The 18,528-nt window shown below is 58.7% G+C and carries 16 protein-coding genes; 9 read left to right on the top strand and 7 right to left on the bottom strand.

Translation table 11 applies throughout. The features are described 5' to 3' along the window. Nucleotides 1–8: 8 nt before the first annotated feature. Genes cydX through cydC form a run of 3 tightly spaced genes read left to right on the top strand, consistent with a single transcriptional unit; the run spans nt 9 to nt 3,551 of the window. Nucleotides 9–128 (top strand): cytochrome bd-I oxidase subunit CydX, encoded by a 120-nt coding sequence (gene cydX / locus ACT3UM_RS05035; protein WP_035561958.1) that lies wholly within the window; start codon nt 9–11, stop codon nt 126–128. Further along, nucleotides 112–1,827, top strand: coding sequence for a thiol reductant ABC exporter subunit CydD (gene cydD, locus ACT3UM_RS05030; protein WP_498896667.1), 1,716 nt, complete (start codon nt 112–114; stop codon nt 1,825–1,827). The genes cydX and cydD overlap by 17 nt, the downstream gene beginning before the upstream one ends. Next, nucleotides 1,815–3,551: a thiol reductant ABC exporter subunit CydC gene (gene cydC, locus ACT3UM_RS05025; RefSeq protein ID WP_498896665.1), complete on the top strand. Its 1,737-nt coding sequence runs from the start codon at nt 1,815–1,817 to the stop codon at nt 3,549–3,551. The genes cydD and cydC overlap by 13 nt, the downstream gene beginning before the upstream one ends. A gap of 74 nt (nt 3,552–3,625) precedes the next feature. Here the strand turns inward: cydC and ACT3UM_RS05020 are convergent, their stop codons facing one another. Beyond that, a complete protein-coding gene (locus tag ACT3UM_RS05020; RefSeq protein WP_498896663.1) occupies nt 3,626–4,651 on the bottom strand; it encodes a Fe(3+) ABC transporter substrate-binding protein in 1,026 nt (341 codons plus the stop codon). A gap of 226 nt (nt 4,652–4,877) precedes the next feature. On the opposite strand from ACT3UM_RS05020, the gene ACT3UM_RS05015 reads away from it, so the two are divergent. Beyond that, complete coding sequence (locus tag ACT3UM_RS05015) at nt 4,878–5,981, top strand: ABC transporter ATP-binding protein (protein WP_498896661.1); 1,104 nt, start codon at nt 4,878–4,880, stop codon at nt 5,979–5,981. 6 nt (nt 5,982–5,987) lie between these two features. Here the strand turns inward: ACT3UM_RS05015 and ACT3UM_RS05010 are convergent, their stop codons facing one another. The 4 genes from ACT3UM_RS05010 to dctP form a co-directional block, all read right to left on the bottom strand. Then, entirely contained in the window at nt 5,988–7,673 is a 1,686-nt protein-coding gene (locus ACT3UM_RS05010) for an ABC transporter permease (RefSeq protein WP_498896659.1), read from the bottom strand. A 200-nt stretch (nt 7,674–7,873) separates the two neighbouring features. Next, nucleotides 7,874–9,211, bottom strand: a complete 1,338-nt coding sequence (locus ACT3UM_RS05005; RefSeq protein ID WP_498896657.1) for a TRAP transporter large permease — start codon at nt 9,209–9,211, stop codon at nt 7,874–7,876. Beyond that, a complete protein-coding gene (locus ACT3UM_RS05000; RefSeq protein ID WP_498896655.1) occupies nt 9,208–9,711 on the bottom strand; it encodes a TRAP transporter small permease subunit in 504 nt (167 codons plus the stop codon). The genes ACT3UM_RS05005 and ACT3UM_RS05000 overlap by 4 nt, the downstream gene beginning before the upstream one ends. A 62-nt stretch (nt 9,712–9,773) precedes the next feature. Further along, nucleotides 9,774–10,877 carry a TRAP transporter substrate-binding protein DctP gene (gene dctP, locus ACT3UM_RS04995; protein WP_498896653.1) on the bottom strand — a complete coding sequence of 368 codons (1,104 nt, stop codon included), beginning with the start codon at nt 10,875–10,877 and terminating at the stop codon, nt 9,774–9,776. 359 nt (nt 10,878–11,236) lie between these two features. On the opposite strand from dctP, the gene ACT3UM_RS04990 reads away from it, so the two are divergent. After that, nucleotides 11,237–13,399 carry a tRNA(Met) cytidine acetyltransferase TmcA gene (locus tag ACT3UM_RS04990; RefSeq protein ID WP_498896651.1) on the top strand — a complete coding sequence of 721 codons (2,163 nt, stop codon included), beginning with the start codon at nt 11,237–11,239 and terminating at the stop codon, nt 13,397–13,399. A 27-nt stretch (nt 13,400–13,426) separates the two neighbouring features. Beyond that, nucleotides 13,427–14,893: an aminoacyl-histidine dipeptidase gene (locus ACT3UM_RS04985; RefSeq protein ID WP_498896649.1), complete on the top strand. Its 1,467-nt coding sequence runs from the start codon at nt 13,427–13,429 to the stop codon at nt 14,891–14,893. 63 nt (nt 14,894–14,956) lie between these two features. Here the strand turns inward: ACT3UM_RS04985 and ACT3UM_RS04980 are convergent, their stop codons facing one another. Both ACT3UM_RS04980 and ACT3UM_RS04975 read right to left on the bottom strand, forming a co-directional pair. Next, complete coding sequence (locus ACT3UM_RS04980; RefSeq protein ID WP_022522067.1) at nt 14,957–15,433, bottom strand: Dps family protein; 477 nt, start codon at nt 15,431–15,433, stop codon at nt 14,957–14,959. Between the two features lie 251 nt (nt 15,434–15,684). Then, a complete protein-coding gene (locus tag ACT3UM_RS04975) occupies nt 15,685–16,818 on the bottom strand; it encodes a glycerate kinase (RefSeq protein ID WP_498896646.1) in 1,134 nt (377 codons plus the stop codon). A 106-nt stretch (nt 16,819–16,924) separates the two neighbouring features. Between ACT3UM_RS04975 and ACT3UM_RS04970 the strand changes: the two genes are divergently transcribed. Genes ACT3UM_RS04970 through ACT3UM_RS04960 form a run of 3 tightly spaced genes read left to right on the top strand, consistent with a single transcriptional unit; the run spans nt 16,925 to nt 18,491 of the window. Beyond that, nucleotides 16,925–17,479, top strand: a complete 555-nt coding sequence (locus ACT3UM_RS04970) for a hypothetical protein (RefSeq protein WP_035561998.1) — start codon at nt 16,925–16,927, stop codon at nt 17,477–17,479. Further along, nucleotides 17,476–17,835 carry a hypothetical protein gene (locus ACT3UM_RS04965; RefSeq protein ID WP_498896644.1) on the top strand — a complete coding sequence of 120 codons (360 nt, stop codon included), beginning with the start codon at nt 17,476–17,478 and terminating at the stop codon, nt 17,833–17,835. The genes ACT3UM_RS04970 and ACT3UM_RS04965 overlap by 4 nt, the downstream gene beginning before the upstream one ends. Next, entirely contained in the window at nt 17,832–18,491 is a 660-nt protein-coding gene (locus ACT3UM_RS04960; protein ID WP_498896642.1) for a DUF1007 family protein, read from the top strand. The genes ACT3UM_RS04965 and ACT3UM_RS04960 overlap by 4 nt, the downstream gene beginning before the upstream one ends. Nucleotides 18,492–18,528: the final 37 nt, after the last annotated feature.

Here is an 18,528-nt window from a genome sequence, read left to right as displayed (position 1 = left end):
ATTATCCTATGTGGTATTTCGCCTGGATTTTGGGTGTCACGCTGGCGGCTGTCGTCACTGTTCTTATCGCCATGCGGCTTGAGGTGAATGGCTATGAAGGCGAAGCCGAGCATGAGCGGAGCGACTGACGCTATTGACCCAGGGCAGCGGCTGAACTGCTGCCTGGCCCCGCAACGCTGGTGGTTGCGGGGCGCCACACTGCTCGCGCTGATCGGCGTGGTACTGCTGATTACCCAGAGTTGGCTGCTGGCGGCACTGTTCCATCACTGGTTACTGCTCTGGCAGGGCCGGGAGTCGCTGGGCCACCCATCGGCATGGCTAGCCGGGCTGGCCGTTTGTATGGTGCTACGCCCTTTTCTCCACGCTGGCCGTGAGTGGCTGTCTCGGCAGGCCAGTCTGCGTGCCCGAGATTCGTTACGTAGCCAGTTACTAAAGCAGCTTGGGCGATTGGGGCCGGTTAGACGCCAATTTGGCAGCGATGGTGCCTTGGCCACTCAGGTGCTGGAGCAGGTGGACGCCTTGGATGGTTATATCAGCCGCTATCGGGTACAGAGCCTGCTGGCGGTGTTAGTGCCCTGCCTGATCGCGGCGGTGGTGGCGTTGCATAGCCCGTTGGCCGCAGGATTAATGCTCATGACCGCACCCTTGGTGCCGCTGTTTATGATCCTCGTTGGGCGTGCCGCGGCGGGTGCCAGTGAGCAGCAGTTCACGGCGCTGGCGCGTATGGGTGGCCGCTTTCTCGACCTGGTTCGAGGGATGGCGACGCTGCAGCGCATGGGGGCGACCGACCAGGCGGAGGCCAAGGTCGCCCAGGCAAGCGACGCCTATCGTGGGCGTACCATGCGGGTGCTTAGACTGGCCTTTCTATCCAGCGCGGTGCTGGAGTTTTTTGCCGCGCTGGCGATTGCCCTGGTGGCGCTCTATCTTGGCTTGGGCTTGCTTGGCCTATTGCCCTGGGCGAAAGCAGACGTTCCGGTGCCGTATCAGGGGGCGCTGTTTATTTTGCTGCTGGCGCCCGAGTTTTATGCACCGCTACGCCAATTGGGCAGCGATTACCATGCCCGTGCAGAAGCCGTCGGTGCCATGCAGGCGTTGACGCCGCTGCTGGAGGCCGACACTTGGCAACCCCAAGGGGCGCCGCTCTCTCCAACAGCGGTAAGCGGTGATTCTCTCGCTGTTGAATGCCGCGAGTTAAGTGTTAGCGGTGAGGTCGGGAGGCTTCGGCTGGCGCCGCTTAACCTGACGCTGGCCGCGGGCGAACGGCTGCTGGTGCAGGGGGAGAGCGGGGCGGGCAAGTCGAGCCTGTTGCAAGCGCTGCTGGGGTTTACCGCCTACCAGGGCAGCCTGAAGGCAAATGGTCGCGAGCTTTCCCAATGGCCTCGCGACGCCTGGCAAGGCCAGCTTGGCTACCTTAGTCAGCAACCGCCGATACAGTCCGGCAGCATTGCGGAGAATCTGCGCTTGGCGGCCCCAGACAAATCTGATGCAGAGCTTATTGAAGTGCTCACCCAGGTCGGACTTTGGCCAATTCTGGTTCGTGGTAATGGGCTTGCCACGCAGTTGGGTGAGCGTGGGCAGGGGCTTTCCGGCGGCCAGCTGCAACGCTTGGGGTTGGCGCAGCTGCTGCTTCGCGATGCAGCGCTATGGCTGTTCGATGAGCCCACGGCCCATCTCGATCCGGATGCCGCCTGGCAACTCAATACATTGATCGGGCAGCTTAGTCGCGGGCGTAGCGTGATTGTCGTCAGCCACGAGTCGGCGGGGCTGGGGTGGGTTGACCGGCGAGTAGAGCTGTCATTGCAAGAGGCTATGGCATGTTGCGGCTAAACCAGACACCGTCTACCTCCACCATCCGGCTGCGTGATGTGCTGCTGCTTAGGCGCGGCGGCTGGTCGCTGGCGTTCCTGCTGGGCGCCGCCACGCTGCTGGCCGTTATCGGCTTGCTGGCCATTTCCGGTTGGTTTATCACCGCTGCGGCGGTGGCCGGGACGGTGACTGCGAGCGCCTTCGGCTTCGACTATTTTCGTCCCGCGGCTTTGATTCGTCTGTGTGCCATCGTCCGCACGGCCGGGCGCTACGGTGAGCGCCTAGCCTCCCACGATGCCGCCCTGGGGTTGCTAAAAGACCTGCGCTGTCGGCTTTTTATGGCATTGGGACAAACGCCTTTACAGTCGGCTTCCCATTCTTCGCACCACGGCACGGCCAGCACCATGCATCGGCTGGTCAGCGATATCGATCAGCTTGATCAGGTAGTCTTGCGAGCGCTACTACCCTGGGGCTGGGCCGGGCTAATGGTGATGGTCGTTATGGCAGGCCTTTACTGGCTGAGTGCTCCTCTGCTGTGGGCCGCGATGCCGGGGTTGCTGGTGGCTTGGCTGGGGTTGCCGCTGTTGGCGTTATGGCGCGGTATTGGTCAGGCCCGCCGGAGTGCCGAGTTTGCCGAGCGCCGCCGAGTGGCGCTGATCGAACCTTTGACGGCGATTACCTCACTGGTGCTGTGGGGGCGGTGGGCGGAGATGGCGCAACGGGTGAAAAGTCACGATGCCGACTATCTGGCCCACCAGGAGCGGCAGCAGTTGCTGGCTAGCCTGACCACCGCGTTGCAGCAGGTAGCGTTGGGAGGCGCCATTGTGGGCGTGCTATGGCAGGCAGAAGGGCTATTGGCGGCTAGCCATTTGACGGTGCCGATGCTATTAGCCGCGGTATTGGCGATCCTGGCATTAGGGGAGATTTTGGCGCCGTTGGCCAACAGCTTTCTGGCCTTGGGGGCGAGCCTTGCCGCGCGGAATTGTCTCAATGCCTTGACGCAAGTGCCGCCAAAGACGGCGCAAACTACCATTGAGGAGTCGCAAACCTCGCCGCTCATCTGGCACTTGAATGTCAACCAGTTAACAGCGCGCCAGCCCGGTGCGCTGGTGGGGCCTCAGGGGATCAGTCTGGCGTTGCAGAGCGGGGAAATACTCTGTGTGCATGGCCCCTCAGGGTGTGGGAAATCGACCCTGTTGCAGGTCTTGGCCGGTGAGTTGCTGCCGCTATCTGGGGAGTATTGTCTTAATGGCCACCCCATTGAGCAGTGGTCGCTTCACCCTATCGTCGGCTATCTGCCCCAGCAGTGGGACTTGTTTGATATGAGCCTGGCGGAAAACCTACGTCTCGGTGACCGCGATGCCAGCGATAGCGAACTATGGCGCATTCTCGACGATCTGGCGCTGGGCGCGTGGGCACGCGACTTACCCCAGGGACTGGAGACGCCTTTGGGTGAGTATGGTGCCGCCGTTTCCGGCGGGCAGGCGCGGCGTATCGCCCTGGGACGAGTGCTGCTGGCGCGACGGCCGATTCTACTGCTTGACGAGCCATTAGCCGGGCTGGATGCCATGACACGGCAGCAAGTGGTTGCTAGCCTTGTGCGCCGTACAAGGCATGGGATCGTGGTTATTGTCAGCCACGTGCCCTTAGAGCTGCCAGCAAGCCGGATGCGTAGCCTCTATATCCAGGAAGATGGCCGTCTCCAGAGCTCTCCGCCAGTGCCAGCAAGCGTAGCAGTGCTATAACGCAAAACACCCGCAGCGCTGGCTGCGGGTGTTGATAGCAGTTGTAACTACTTGCCCTTAAAGCGGGCAGAGGCTTAACGCCAGCCGACGCGATCAAAAATGCGGATCGCTTCAGGGTTGTTCTCACCTAGTACGCTGATGTTAACGTCATCCGTTTTGAAGTTGCCCCAGGATTCCAGCACCGGGTCTTTCTTGATGCCTTCAACCACCGGGAACTCGTTGTTGCCGGAGGCAAAGATTTCCTGAGCGGTGTCGGAAGCCAGGTACTCAAGGAAGCGCACCGCATTTTCGCGGTTAGGCGCACCTTCTACGACACCGGCGCCGCCAACGTTCACGTGGGTGCCGCGGTCATCCTGGTTGGGGAAAATAATACCCACTTTACGCGCCGCTTCACGCTCGGCGTCATCGTCAGATTTCAGCAGGCGAACATAATAGTAGTGGTTGGCCACGGCAATATCGCACTCGCCGCTAGCAACGCCGAGAATCTGGTCGGTATCGCCACCTTCCGGATCCCGCGCCATGTTATTCACAACGCCCTGGGCCCACTCTTCGGCACCCTCTTCGCCGTGGTGCTCAATCATTGAGGCCAGCAGCGACTGGTTATAAATATTGTTGGAAGAGCGAATGCATATTTTGCCTTCAAACTGCGGGTCGGCAAGGTCTTCGTAGCTAGTAATCTGGCTCGGATCGAAGTTTTCACGGTTATAGTAAATCGCCCGGGCGCGCTGACTAAAGCCAAACCACAGGCCGTCAGGGTGGCGCATGGATTCAGGTAGCCGCTCGTTGAGAACGTCTGACTCGACGCTTTGGAAGATGCCTTCATCTTCCGCACGCCATAGACGGCCTGCGTCGACGGTCATCATGACATCAGCCGGACTCGCCACGCCTTCACGCTGAATGCGCTCAATCAACTGATCAGAGTCGCCTTCAAGGATGTTAACTTCGATGCCGGTCTCTTCGGTGAAAGCATCGTAGAGATGCTCGTCAGAGTCATAGTGGCGAGCGGAATAGAGGTTGAGCTCGTCTGCCGCGGCCTGACCGGCAAACGAGGCGCCCACCATCATCGCTGCCATCGGAGCAACAAAGCGTATGGTTTTCATTGAGTACATCCTTATTTATTAAATGATAATAAGTTGCATTATTAACATTGTTATTGAAGCGTTTCGTATGCTGTCCGTCAAGACCCTATTAGTAAAACATTGGTAGAAGAAATGCGATGCGTGCATAACTCACCAATAAAAAATAGAATGCAAACAACTTCCAAATGTACCCAATCCGCGTTTAGACGTTTGTCGGTGCGGTTTGACCAGCTGCAAGTGGTGATTTATGACAGCAACCCTGAAGGTCGCCTCGGCGGTGCCTAGCGCATCAGCGTTAACGCTGCACAATGTACGTCATGCCTATGATGGCCATACGGTAGTCAAAGGCGTGGATTTAAGCGTTTCCCCAGGCGAGGTAGTTTGCCTGCTGGGCCCCTCAGGGTGCGGTAAAACAACGCTGCTGCGAATCGCTGCGGGCCTTGAAGTGCTACAAGAGGGCAGCGTGTCCTTGGAAGATGTGTATATTGCAGGCCCAGGTCAGCGCCATGTGCCGCCGGAGAAGCGTAATGTTGGGCTGGCATTCCAAGACTCGGCGCTTTTCCCCCATCTAACAGTGTTGGAAAATGTCACCTTTGGGCTTAAGCATTTAACCTCTCGCGAGCGTCGCGAGCGGGCGGCACAGTTGCTTGAACAGCTGGGTATGGCCGCGTATATGGATGTTTACCCGCATATGCTCTCTGGTGGGCAGCAGCAGCGAGTGGCGCTGGCGCGTGCGCTGGCGCCATCGCCGCGTTTAATGCTGTTGGATGAGCCGTTCTCAAGTCTGGATGCGCGTCTACGCGACCGCATCCGCGACGATACTCTCCACGTGCTAAAAAAGGTCGGCGCGGCGACGCTGCTGGTAACCCACGATCCCGAAGAAGCCATGTTTATGGCCGATCGCATCGCGCTGATGCGCGATGGGCGAATCGTGCAGACGGGAACGCCACGTGAGCTTTACTGCGCGCCTCAAGACCCCTTTGTGGTGACCTTTTTCGGCGACGTCAATGAGCTGCAGGGCAAAGTGCATAATGGCGCTGTGAGCACGCCAGTAGGGCGGGTACCTGCCCCCGGGTTAGCCGAGGGCAGCGACGCGCAAATCATGATCCGCCCCGAGGCGCTGCGCATTGTTGAGCGAGATCTGCCAGCGAATGCCCATCGCCATAGCCATGTGGTCATGGCGAAGCTACTCGGACGCTCCAGCCTGCTACACCTGTGTGCCCATAGCGAAAACGGCCTTGAGGCTCACCTACACGCGCGCGTACCGGGGGTGTTTCTACCCGCAGAAGGCCAACCGGTGGATATTCACCTCGACCTTTCACAAGTATTTGTTTTCCCGCTCACGGCTTAATCTTAATCAGGACTGAGCCCCGGGGCGTGAGCGGCGCATGGCCATGCTGAGCAGAATAACCGGCAAAATGCCCACCACAACAATGGCCAGCGACGAGGTGGAGGCTTCGGCCAACCGCTCGTCAGAGGCCAGGTTATGTGCCCGTACGGCCAGGGTGTCGAAATTGAAGGGGCGCAGAATAATCGTCGCGGGCAGCTCCTTCATGACGTCAACGAAGACTAAAATCCCCGCCGCCAGTAGGCTGCTGCGCATCATCGGTGTGTGAATATGGCGCAGCGTGCCGCCTGCGGTTTGCCCCAGGGTACGCGAAGCGGCATCCATACTGGGTGTTACTTTGCCTAGGCTCGCCTCAACGGCATTGAACGAGACGGCTAAAAAGCGCACCACGTAGGCGTATAGCAAGATAAACGCCGACCCACTGAATACCAGGCCAATGATGTAGCCATAGTGATTATTGAGCCAGGTGTTAAGGGCGTTATCCAACCAGGCAAATGGGATTAAAATACCCACCGCGACCACCGAACCCGGAATCGCGTAGCCCATGGAGGCGACCCGGGAAGCCACCCGCGCAAACGTCGTATCGTGCATGCGTACGCCGTAACTCAGCACCACCGCCAAGCCCACGGCGATCAGCGCGGCCACGGTTGCCAGCCCCAGGCTGTTCCAGGCATAGCCGATAAAGCGCGAGCCCCACAGCGAATCGCCCCCCTGCAGGGCTAAATTGAGTAGAATGCCGCTGGGCAGTAAAAAGCCCACCAGCACCGGCACCAGACAGGCCAGCGTCGCTGCCGCTGCGCGCCAGCCGTGCAGCGCGTATTCGGGCAACTGCTGATAGCGATTGGTGGTATGGAAATAGCGCCGCTTACCCCGCGACCAGCGTTCCAGCAGCACTAACACAATCACGAAGGTGAGCAGGCACGCCGCTAACTGCGCCGCCGCCACCTGCTCGCCCATGCCAAACCAGGTGCGGTAGATACCGGTGGTAAAGGTATCAACGCCGAAGAACTGAACGGCGCCGAACTCGTTAAGCGTCTCCATCAATACCAGCGATACCCCGCCCACCAGCGCCGGGCGTGCCAGGGGTACGGCGACGCTGGCAAACAGTTTCCAGGGGCCGCGCCCTAGCGTGCGCCCTACATCCAGCACGCATACCGATTGCTCAAGAAATGAAGCGCGGGCCAGCAGGTAGACGTAGGGGTAGAGCACCAGGGTAATCACCGTTGCGGCGCCACCCAGGGAGCGAATGTTGGGAAAGTAGTAGTCGCCATAGCCCCAGCCAAACGTCTCGCGCAGCAGGCTCTGTAACGGCCCGGCAAACTGCAAAAAGTCAGTGTAGGCGTAGGCGATGACGTAGGTGGGTACCGCCAGCGGCAGCAGCAGTGCCCACTCGAAGAGCCGTTTGCCGGGAAACCGGCACATCACCACCAGCCAGGCCGTCCCGGTACCGATGATCAGCGTGCCGAGGCCTACGGTCACAACGAGCCAGAAGGTGTTGTTCAAATAGCGGCCAAGTACGGTGCTGGCCAAATGTTGCCAAACGCCATCGGTGGGCATCGCGATATGCGCAAACACCACCAGCACAGGCAGCGCCACCACGAATGCTACCGCGATCAAGGCAACCGACCAGGGGGTTGCGCGACGGCTAAGCGAAGAGGAGAAGGCGAATAGCCCGCGATAGCCGGATCTGAACAAGCGAACACTCCTTGCATTGATGGAACGCAGTAGTGGAAAGCCGGAAAGTAGCGCAGCACACTTAATGCGAAATAGTGACGGGCGTGAATAGTAGCATTGGCGCCGCGCTGCTGCAGCTTTGCAGGCTCGTCGGCAGTGCAAAAGTAAGCCCGCCGAGGCGGGCCATCGTGGTGGGACGATAAGTTTTAAGCTGTGGCGGCTTAGTAACCCCCCAACAGCATTCTAGGCAGGCCGGTAATCAGCCAGGGGAAGAACGCCATTAGCGTACACGCCAGTAAAATCAGCGCAACGAAGGGCACGACTGCCTTGTACAGGTCAACGATTTCGACCCCGGGTGGTGCCACTCCTTTCAAGTAGAACAGCGCATAGCCGAAGGGTGGGGTCAGGAAGGAGGTCTGTAGTACCACCGCCACCATCACCACGAACCAGAGCATATCCACACCCATGGTTTCGACGATGGGCAGCATGATCGGGAAGCTCAGCAGCACAATGCCGGTCCAATCCAAGAACATACCCAGGATAAATACCAGGAACAGCATTAGGATCAGCGCCCCAACGGTACCGCCAGGCATGGCCAATACTAGGTCGCTGATCACGGTCATACCGCCACCGCGGGAGAACACGCCGGTAAATGCCGTGGCGCCCACCAGCACGAGCATTACCATGGTGGTGGTTTTACCCGCTTCGATCATCGTCCAGAAGCAGGTGGAGACTTTACGGTCACCGAAAATCAAAAACAGAATAAAGGCGATAAATACGCCGATGGCCGAGGCCTCGGTGGCCGTAGCGACGCCGGTAAATAGCGCGCCCAATACACCCAGGATTAATGACATTGGCGGCACTACGTACTTCGCCAGCATGATCAGCAGTTGTTTAGTGCTGACTTCAGCACGCTCTTCCGCTGGTACCTTGGGGCCATAGCTGGGTTTGATAAAGCAGATGATCAACACATAGAGTGCATACATGACCCCGAGCAGCAAACCGGGAATCAGCGCACCAGCAAACAGGGCGCCCACGGAGACCGGTGAGTAGCTGGCCATGAGGATCAGCATAATGCTGGGCGGAATCAAAATGCCCAAACAGCCGCTGGCCATAATGACCCCGGCGCTGAGCTCTTTGTTGTAGCCATACTTGAGCATCGGTACCAGGGCAATCATGCCCATCACCGCAATCGAGGCACCGACAATGCCAGTGGTGGCCGCTAGCAGCACCGAGACGATAACCACGGTAAGCGCCAGGCCGCCGCGCAGGTTCGCCAGTAGTAGCCGCATGGCGTCAAACATCTTCTCGGTAACGCCGGAGTCGTTTAAGAACCGCGCCATTAGGATAAACAGCGGTATCGCCACCAGCACATAGTTGTCCATGGCGTTACCGAAAATATTGTTGATCAGGGTGCCGAGTATGCGCTCACCGGGGCCGAGAAAGGCGCCGATAACCGCTACACCGCCCAGCACAAACGCCAGCGGGTGACCCATAAACAGCCCGATCATTAGGCCGCCAAACATTACCAGCGTGAGTAATTCAGGACTTAGGTTCATGCTGATGTCTCCTCGCGAAGCTGCATGATGGCGCGCAACACAATGGCAATGGCCTGCAGCAAGATCAGGATAGCAGCGACCACAATCACCCCTTTAATCGGGTAGACCGGGATCGAGACCATGCCATAGGTGGTTTCACCGCGACTCCAGGCGCGTTCAAAGAAACTCCAGCCCAGGGTGATCAGCATCCAGATAAAGGGGACAAAGAAAATCAGATAGCCGAGGACGTCAAGCACGGCTTGCTTCTTACGCGATAACAGACGCTTGAGCACGTCGACTTCCACATGGGTGTGGTGCTTGAGCCCGTAGGCCGCCATCAGCATGAAGTGGGCGCCAAACAGCATTTTGGTCACGTCAAAGGCCCAGTCGCTGGGGCGCCCAAACAGAAACCGTGACGCAATATCGAACAGAACAATCAGGGTAATGATGGCAATCAATGGAGCGATGATGCGCCCAAAGGCTTCATTGATGGCATCGATCGCCTTGGCAATCGCATTCATGGAAGATCTCCGCGGTCAGCACAAAAAAACCGCCCCGGAAACCGAGGCGGCACAGAAGCGCCTTACAGGCAGGCTTCGATCTCTTCCAGTGAAGGCAGATTGTCCATCACGCGGCTCATATTGTAGGGTGCGGAAACATCGCGCCACGTCGCATAGTGCTCAAGATAGGCAATCATTGATTGGTAGACTTTGGCGTGGTCAGAGTCTTCGCAAGCGCCGCGTAGAATCACCTCGTTGGTAACCTCCTGGATGCGTGCCAGATCCTCTTCAGAGAATTGGTTGATCGTTACCCCCGCGTCAATAAACTTCTGAGTGGCTTCGGTGGACTGGCGCTCAGACCAGGACAATGACCATGCCATGGTTGCATCCGCCGCGATGCGCAGGGTCTCTTGGGTCTCTTCGGAGAGCGCATCCCAGGCGTCTTTATTGATCATTACGCCAAATACGCTGGCCGACTGGTGCCAGCCGGGCGTTGCCCAGTAGTCGGCCACTTCGGCAAAACCTGCATTAAAGTCGACCCCAGGGGTAGAGAACTCACCCGCATCGATGACGCCGCGCTCAATGGCTTGGTAGACTTCACCGCCTGCCAGGGTGACCTGGGAACCGCCCAGCTCTTCAAGCACGCGGCCCTGGTCGCGGCCCGAAAGACGTAGACGCTTGCCGTCTAAATCGGCAATGCTCTCAATCGGGGTACGGCCCATAAAGCCCGACTCATTGTTCGTGATGCCGTAAGGGAGATAAACCATGTTGAACTGGCCATAAATCTCTTCGTACAGCTCGCGGCCGCCCCATTGCTGAATCCAGTTGAGGTAGTCAACGCCATTAAACAGGCTGGTCGTGGTGGCCAGTGGCGAAAAGGCGGGGTTTAAGCCTGCCCAGTAGCCCGGCCAGTCGCCTGCGGCTTCAATGCTGCCCGTTTCAGTGGCGTCAAATACTTCCGTGCCGGGCATTAGCGTACCGCCTGCGCGGAAATTGATCTGCAGCTCTTCACCCGCCAGTTTATTGACCAGTTCCACCCAGTGCTGGTCAATCTTGATCAGATCAAGGTTTTCCGGCCAGGTGGTGGTCATTGTCCACTCTTCTTGTGCTTGGGCGGTGGTCGTTAACGTAGCGAAGGCAATACCAGCGGCAAGGCCGGTGAGGGCGAATTTGGTCATTTTTTTCATGATGTATTTCCTGGTTTGGCGTGTGGCGTTATTAGTGTTGGTTACCTGAATGCAGGAAAGTGCAGCACCGCTGGATTACGTTTACGTAAACAAGGGCTTTTAGCGCTGCAGAGCTAAATTAGCACAACAACCCCGCTGCAGTGCAATATCAGTAATGTAAGCGGCCTCATCGGCAGGTTTTAGAAAAAAATTCATATATGCAATTTAAACAAAGAGTTATCGAATATTTTTAGCGTAAGAGTGAGTGATAAGATCGCTTTAAAACGTTGAAAGTAGTTAAATTATTCAACCAAAGTTGTAAGTAGAAAGCTTGCCACAAAGCGCTCAGCGGCACGCTGATACACTGATAGGCTAACGTAATGGGAAGCAGTCGCGCTGGAACAGGAAATTATTTGCCTAATAACCACGTGCTAGAGAACCAACAGCAAACGCGAAGAGTGGCCGCGTTAGTGCATCACGCACAGCGTTTAGCCCGCCGCCGCTGGCGCCAGCTAGTGTGGCTAAGCGGCGATGCTCAGCAGTGCCAATCCCTCGCGCAGGCGTTATGGCAAGCCCACCCCTGGCATGCACCGCTGTGGGTGGGTGATGGGCATCTTTCGCCTCGCAAGGCGCGCACGCGACTGGGGGCAGAGCATCAGTTGGTAGTGCTCGATACCCACGGCAGCGGATTTGATCCTGAGGCGTTGGGGGCGCTGGCGGGCACGATTACTGCCGGTGGTTTGCTGATATTACTCACGCCACACCCGTGGGGAGCGGCACCTGACCCGGACTATGCGCGTTTTGCCGATCATCCCTGGCGCTGGTCCGAGCTGAGCTGCCACTATCTTTCGCGCTTGGCGCGCCAGTTGCAGGCCTCAGCTCAGCTAGTGCGCTGGGACGTTGATCATTCGTTGCATCTGCCTCACCTGCCTGCGCGCAAAGTAGACGATACAGCAACGGCTGATAGTGATTGCCTAAGCTCAGACCAGGCCTACGCAGTGAAAAAACTGATTGGCTTAAAACGGCGTCGCCCGTTGGTTATCACCGCTGATCGTGGGCGCGGCAAAAGCGCCGCCTTGGGTATCGCCTGCGCACGGCTGCTAATGCGCAAAGCCCAACGCGTAGTGCTCACCGCGCCGCGGCTGAGTGCAGTGGAGAGCGTGTTTGAACGGGTCGCGGCACTCTGCCCGGATGGCCGTCGGGTGGCCCCAGGCCACTTTGTGTTGGCCGAAGGCAGCGAGCTGATTTTTTTACCCCCGGATGGCCTAACCGAGCAGATCAACGCCCAGCAGCAGGGCGGTGATGGCAGCTACTTAATGGTCGATGAGGCGGCGGCGATTCCCGCTGCGCTGTTAGGGCAGTGGCTGGCCGCCTTTCCGCGGATTGCTTTCGCCACCACGGTGCACGGCTATGAGGGCTCGGGAAGAGGCTTTGCCTTGCGCTTTCGCGCAACCCTTGATCGGCTGACGCCCCAGTGGAAAGCGCTCACGCTTGACGCGCCCATCCGCTGGCGCAGCGGCGACCCGCTGGAAGTTCTGGTCAATCAACTGCTGTTGTTAAAAGCGCCGCTGCCCAGCGCTCAGACGGATGGCAGCGTCGTGGCAACCAAGGTGATTGATCGCGCCTGGCTTGCCCAACAAGATGCCCTCTTGGAGAAACTGTTTGGACTGCTGGTGCAGTCCCACTACCGCACCTCTCCCAACAACCTGCGCCAACTTCTTGACGGCCCAGGCACTCAATTGCGCTTAATTGCGCAGGCAGGCGAGCCTCAAGCGGTATTGGTAACCAGCGAAGAGGGCGGCTTTGAGGCCTCCCTTGCCGAGCAGGTCGCCCGTGGTGAACGCCGCCCCCAGGGGCATTTGTTGGCGCAGTCGCTGGCGACCCATGCGGGAAGCCGAGATGCGCTCACAGCCCGCTGGCGGCGGGTGGTGCGTATCGCGACCCACCCCGAGCGGCGTCGCCAAGGCTTGGGGCAAGCGTTGCTGCACGACGATATGGCTGCCGCCAGGCAGCAGGGGGTTGCGCTCTATGGCGCGACCTTCGGGGCAGAGGCGTCACTGCTAAGTTTTTGGCTGGCACTGGGATTTAGGCCGGTACGCCTGGGGATTAGCCGGGAGACATCCACCGGTGAGTTCGCTGTTATGGTGGCCAAAGCGCTGAATTCAGAAGGCGAGGCGGTGCTTGCTGATCTTAGCGAGCGCTTCCAGGCAGGCTTGCCTAGTCTGCTGGCGTTTGAACTGACGGCATTGCCTGCTGCGGTGCTGGTATTGCTGCTCGGTCAACTGTCGAGCATGCCGCTGAGTGACCGCGAGTGGCAGGATATTGAGGATGTAGCCACCGCACATCGCGACCCCGTCCTTGCCCGCCCGGCGCTGCAAGCCTTGGCCCGGGAAGTCAGCCGCTGCACTTTAACCGCGTCCCAGCAGCAGGCACATCAACAGCTAGCCGCCTGGGCGTTTCAAAATAGTCCCCTGGCGGATGCCCACGGCGATGCTTTGAAAGCCCTACGCCTCGCTGCCAACAGCCTCATTGAGGTAAAGTAGGCTGGTTACCGATAACGAAGAGTCCTTATGAACGCACATCTTGACGCGCTTGAGCCCTCATTGGTTTGGCGCCACTTTCGAACGCTGTGTAATACGCCGCGCCCCTCTGGGCATGAGGCGGCACTCGTCGCTACCCTCGAAAGCTGGGCCGATGCCCAAGGCCTCGCCCACGACCGCGATAGCTTCGGTAATTTACGCCTTCGTAAATCGGCCTCCCCCGGCTGCGAGCAGGCTCCCGGCGTGGTGCTCCAGGGGCACCTGGATATGGTTGCGCAAGCCAATAGCGATCACGCCCACGATTTCACCCGTGACCCGATCAGCACCTATGTAGCCGATGGCTGGCTGCACGCCGATGGCACCACCCTAGGAGCAGATAACGGGCTGGGCGTGGCGGCGATTCTTGCCGTGCTGGAAGATCCTGATCTTCGTCACGGGCCACTGGAAGCGCTGTTTACCCTGGAGGAAGAGACCTCCATGGGCGGCGCGCTGAACCTGGCGGAGAACTGGCTTGAAGGCTCGCTGCTGCTCAACCTGGACAGCGAAGACCGGGGGCAGGTCTATATTGGCTGCGCGGGCGGTGCCGACGTTGAAGTGGATGCCCAGTTGCCCAGCGCTGCCGTTGGCGATCACGAGCGAGTGATCGAGATCGCCTTGACCGGCCTGAATGGGGGGCACTCCGGCGCGGATATCCATAAACCGCTGGGCAACGCCAACCGGTTGTTGGTTCGAGTTTTGCGCTCCTTGGAAGCGTTTGATGCGCGCTTGATTAGCTACCATGGCGGCACCTTGCGTAATGCGATTCCCCGGGAAGCCTTTGCCCAGGTGGCGCTGCCTGCCGATGAAGTCGATGCCGCCATGGTCGCTATTGCGGGGCTGGAAACGATTCTGCTAAGAGAATTGGGCAGTGGTGATAGTGGCCTTGGCATCAGTGTTCAACGCCTAACCGAGGCGCCCGAAGCCGAACCGCTAACGTTGGACGCCAGCGCTATGCTGCTGGCAGCACTTCACGCCGCCCCCTGTGGGGTCGAGCGGATGAGCGCCGATGTGCCGGGAGTCGTAGAAACCTCCAATAACCTGGGCGTGCTCAGCCTGGAGAATGGGCGGCTGCATCTTTGCGCGCTGGTTCGTTCACTGCACGACAGTGCGGTGGTCGCCATGGCGGATCGCTTTAAAGCGCTGTTTGGGTTGATTGGTGCGCGGGTAAAGGTGGAAAACAGCTACCCGGGCTGGGCGCCTAATCCTGATGGCGCGCTATTGGCGACCTTTAAAGCCCGCCACGCGGCGCTGCTGGGCCGTGAGCCGGAGGTGAAGGTCATCCACGCGGGGCTTGAGTGCGGTATTCTTGGCAGCAAATACCCGCAGCTGGATATGATCTCCTTTGGGCCATTGATTCGCGGCGCCCACTCACCGGATGAGCGGGTGGAGTTAGCTTCGGTGGAAGAGTTCTGGCCGCTGCTGCGGGCGTTGATCGAGGATCTTGCCGACCAGCGCTGATCGCCCCACGCGAACACAAAAACGGCACCTCGAAGGTGCCGTTGTTAGCTCAAAAACTGACGCTTACTTGCTTAAATAGGCGTTGAGCATCCAGATGGTTTTTTCCTGCTCGCGGATGTAGTCACCGGCTTGCGCCGCGGTGCCTTCATCGTCGGCGTCAGAGGCGAGCGACAGCAGTTCACGCTGCAGCTCAATGATCGTTTGGTAGCCTTTGAGCACGCCTTTGACGCAGGTGTTGCCGTCGTGAACGTCTTTGTCTTCCTGAATGCGCGATAGCGTTACGTAGTCGCTGTAAGCGTGTACCGGCTTGTGGCCCAGGGTCAGGATGCGTTCGGCAACCTCGTCCACTTTGGTCAACAGGTCGGTGTAAAACTCTTCAAACTTGGCGTGCAGTTCAAAAAAATCGTTCCCACGAACATTCCAGTGGTAGCCGCGTACGTTCATGTAGAAAATTTGGTAGTTGGCCAGCAGGTGGTTGAGCTTTTCGGCGAGTTGACTAGCGCTACCTTCGTGTAGGCCAATGCTATTAGTATCAGTCATATCCTGCTTCCTCTTTATGCCGCAGTATTTGTGCAACAGTGTTTGTGTCGCAATGTGCGGCGGTTAATGCGTGTTACCAGAATAGGGTGTCTTAGCGCCGGTGCAAAACAAGTTTTTTGCATCGCTGCCATAGTTCTTTGCCATCAGTTCTTTGGCATCAGTGCTTCGACATTAAGTCGTTGCCTTTACCCTTTGGCTATTGCATTAGATGCTGGCGATGAGGGCTTTTTTCAAGGGCTGCACATGGTGTTTTAAGGACTATGCACCCACAGCCGCAGCAAGCTTTCGCAGCGCGCTTCCAACAGTTCAGCGGTGCGCGGTAGCGCATTGGCTAAGGTCATCGGGCCGTCGGCCAACGCAAACGCTGCCGTTACCCCTTCGTCAAAGCAAGCCTGCCAGCCATCGCCTAGGCTGCCTGCCAACACGATAACGGGTTTGTTAAGGCGCTTGGCGGCGCGGGAGACCCCAATGGGGGTTTTACCCGACAAGCTTTGGCCATCCAGACGCCCTTCACCGGTGATCACCAAGTCGGCACTGGCCAAGTGCGTGGCCATATCCGCTTGCTGCATAATCATCTCAATACCGGGTTTTAACGTGGCATTTAAGAACGCCTTGGCTGCAAACCCCATGCCGCCCGCGGCGCCTGCGCCCGGCAGCGTTCGGAAATCATCGCCTAACGCCTGCGCGCTGATATCGGCGAAGTGGCTAAGCGCTCGATCCAATTGCTCAACTTCTTCAGGCGATGCCCCTTTTTGCGGGCCAAATATCGCGCTGGCCCCGCGCTCTCCCAGCAGCGGGTTATCCACATCAACGGCGGCTTCTAGGCTGAGTTTGGCTAACCGCGGGTCTAGCCCGTCAAGCGCTAAGCTAGCCAGCTGGCTAAGCGCTGCGCCGCCGGGAGGTAGCGGTTTGCCGCTTTGATCTAAAAAGCGCACGCCCAGTGCCTGCAGCATGCCTGCCCCAGCGTCATTGGTAGCGCTGCCGCCGAGCAGTAAAAGCGCTTTTTCGGCGCCTTGATCCAGCGCCGCCAGCAGCAGTTCACCCACTCCAAAGGTGGAGGTGTGCAGCGCATTGCGCTCATCGACGCCGAGGTGCTGTAAACCACTGGCTTCTGCCAACTCAATAAACGCGGTACGCTGGTCGCGCAGCCAGCCCCAGGCCGCTTGGCGAGGACGCCCCAGGGCGTCTTGAACGTTGAGCTGGCGCCGCTCAGCGCCAGTGGCGGCGATCAGAGCGTCTAAACTGCCTTCGCCGCCGTCAGCTAATGGGCAGGTTTGAACGTGCGCCTCGGGTATGGCGCGCTGCACGCCCCGCGCCATGGCGGCCGCGGCGTCTTGGGCGCTCAGCGCATCTTTGAAGCTGTCGGGGCAAAGTAAAACATTCATCAGCACGTTCTCCACAAAACAGTGTCTTCACTACAATGTCATTTCATTTAAGCATGACTAGCTTCGGCGAGCTAAACCAGCGGCCTCGTCCGTTAGAGGATCTAACATGAAGTCGATACCCATAAGCTTAACCTGTCTGCTAGCACTGGCTGGCTGCCAAGTGATTCCTGATCGCCTGCCGCAAGCGGAACCAGCGCCTGCGGCTGCGTGCTATTTTCCCGCCAACCATGAGCGGGCGTTAGAAACCAGTGTTGAGGTGCTCACCGAATGGGGCTTTACCCTGAACTCTACTGATACCGCCTTGGGTTTGATTAGCGCCAGTCGAGAACGTGCGCTACACGGCTATTATGATCCTTACGATGATGCCTACGGCTATGGGCGCGGAATGCGGGTCTTTGGTGGCTTGGGTATCGGCCGAGGTTCCGGTGTCGGGTTCGGTATAGGGAGCAGTTTTGGCGGTGGCGTAGGCCAGCAGCCGGTAGAGGTTGAGCGTGTGTCGCTATTGGTCGACGATACGCATATACGCATATCCCGCGATATTCGCCGCTTCGATCACTGGGGTGATCTGCGCGAATCCTACAGTGCCAGCAACGACGATTTCTGTCAGCGCTTTCAAACCCGCTTTACGCAAACCGTCCCCGCCACCGGGAGGCCGTTATGACGCTTCGCCACTGGTTGTTAATTGGGCTATTGGGTGGATTGGTCGGCTGTGCAACGACCACGCCCTTGGAGCCCCGTGAGTTGGCTTATAGCACTTCATCAGAAGAGACCTTCCGCGAAGCCGTCGAGTTGATGGTGGAGCAGGGCTATGTGGTTCGCCATGCGGATCTATCGCTGGGGCGGGCTGAGGCATCGCTGGCCCGCTGGCCGGAATACCGTTTGCAACTGCAGGTGACCGACGAGGGTAGTGGCAGCCGCGTGCGGGTGTCGGCACTTAGGGGGAGTCAGCCAATACCGCCCCAGTTGCTCGACCCTTGGCTGGTCGCCTTGCAGCATAAACTGGGTGTCGCGCCATGAAGTGGGCCGGTAGCGCAATCGCCGTTTGCTTGGGGATGAGTAGCGTTCTGGTCAGCCACGATGCCCACGCCCACCCTCACGGTTGGATCGATCTGAGTGTGCGGGTCATCACCGATGATCAGGGCGTGGTGAGTGGCCTGCATCAAACCTGGCGTATGGATCCTTTTTATAGCCTGGTGGTTTTTGAAGAGCTCCAGCAGGTAGAGGGTGCCAGCCTCGAACAGGGGCTCGACCAGCTAGGCAAAGAGATTCGCGATAACCTTGCCGCGCAGCACTACTTAACTGAAGTGCGTATTAACGGTGAACGCCAGGCATTGGGTGAGGTAAGCGAGTATACCGCCATGGAGCGCGATGGGCGGCTGACCTTTATGTTTATCCTGCCGCTGGAAACGCCGCAGCCGCTGACAGACGCCCTGCTTAGCTACCAGGTGTTTGATCCCACCTACTACATCGAAGTGGTGCACGAGGAGGCGGGCGGTCAGCCTCGGGATGATGCGCTGATACTGCACGGCGAGCCTGCCTGTGAGTTGGCTATTCTCCCCGCGGACCCAGATCCTGAGCGGGTGATGCAAGCGGCGCTGCTCGACAAGGATGAGAGTGGTGAGCCAGGCCTGGGGCGCTATTTTGCCGAAACCGGCCAAGTTGATTGTCGCTAGGTGCTGTTCGAAAACAGGCAGTGGCGTGCTGTTTTAT

The organism is Halomonas sp. AOP13-D3-9 (genome assembly GCF_052379125.1).
Lineage (GTDB): Bacteria > Pseudomonadota > Gammaproteobacteria > Pseudomonadales > Halomonadaceae > Vreelandella.
This window is presented reverse-complemented; position numbering and strand designations above follow the sequence as displayed.

What these genes read in the sequence shown, in the direction of transcription:
- cydX (WP_035561958.1), top strand. Translation starts at nt 9, where the DNA reads ATGTGGTATTTCGCCTGGATTTTGGGTGTCACGCTGGCGGCTGTCGTC.
- cydD (WP_498896667.1), top strand. Translation starts at nt 112, where the DNA reads ATGAGCGGAGCGACTGACGCTATTGACCCAGGGCAGCGGCTGAACTGC.
- cydC (WP_498896665.1), top strand. Translation starts at nt 1,815, where the DNA reads ATGTTGCGGCTAAACCAGACACCGTCTACCTCCACCATCCGGCTGCGT.
- ACT3UM_RS05020 (WP_498896663.1), bottom strand. Translation starts at nt 4,651, where the DNA reads ATGAAAACCATACGCTTTGTTGCTCCGATGGCAGCGATGATGGTGGGC.
- ACT3UM_RS05015 (WP_498896661.1), top strand. Translation starts at nt 4,878, where the DNA reads ATGACAGCAACCCTGAAGGTCGCCTCGGCGGTGCCTAGCGCATCAGCG.
- ACT3UM_RS05005 (WP_498896657.1), bottom strand. Translation starts at nt 9,211, where the DNA reads ATGAACCTAAGTCCTGAATTACTCACGCTGGTAATGTTTGGCGGCCTA.
- ACT3UM_RS05000 (WP_498896655.1), bottom strand. Translation starts at nt 9,711, where the DNA reads ATGAATGCGATTGCCAAGGCGATCGATGCCATCAATGAAGCCTTTGGG.
- dctP (WP_498896653.1), bottom strand. Translation starts at nt 10,877, where the DNA reads ATGAAAAAAATGACCAAATTCGCCCTCACCGGCCTTGCCGCTGGTATT.
- ACT3UM_RS04990 (WP_498896651.1), top strand. Translation starts at nt 11,237, where the DNA reads ATGGGAAGCAGTCGCGCTGGAACAGGAAATTATTTGCCTAATAACCAC.
- ACT3UM_RS04985 (WP_498896649.1), top strand. Translation starts at nt 13,427, where the DNA reads ATGAACGCACATCTTGACGCGCTTGAGCCCTCATTGGTTTGGCGCCAC.
- ACT3UM_RS04980 (WP_022522067.1), bottom strand. Translation starts at nt 15,433, where the DNA reads ATGACTGATACTAATAGCATTGGCCTACACGAAGGTAGCGCTAGTCAA.
- ACT3UM_RS04975 (WP_498896646.1), bottom strand. Translation starts at nt 16,818, where the DNA reads ATGAATGTTTTACTTTGCCCCGACAGCTTCAAAGATGCGCTGAGCGCC.
- ACT3UM_RS04970 (WP_035561998.1), top strand. Translation starts at nt 16,925, where the DNA reads ATGAAGTCGATACCCATAAGCTTAACCTGTCTGCTAGCACTGGCTGGC.
- ACT3UM_RS04965 (WP_498896644.1), top strand. Translation starts at nt 17,476, where the DNA reads ATGACGCTTCGCCACTGGTTGTTAATTGGGCTATTGGGTGGATTGGTC.
- ACT3UM_RS04960 (WP_498896642.1), top strand. Translation starts at nt 17,832, where the DNA reads ATGAAGTGGGCCGGTAGCGCAATCGCCGTTTGCTTGGGGATGAGTAGC.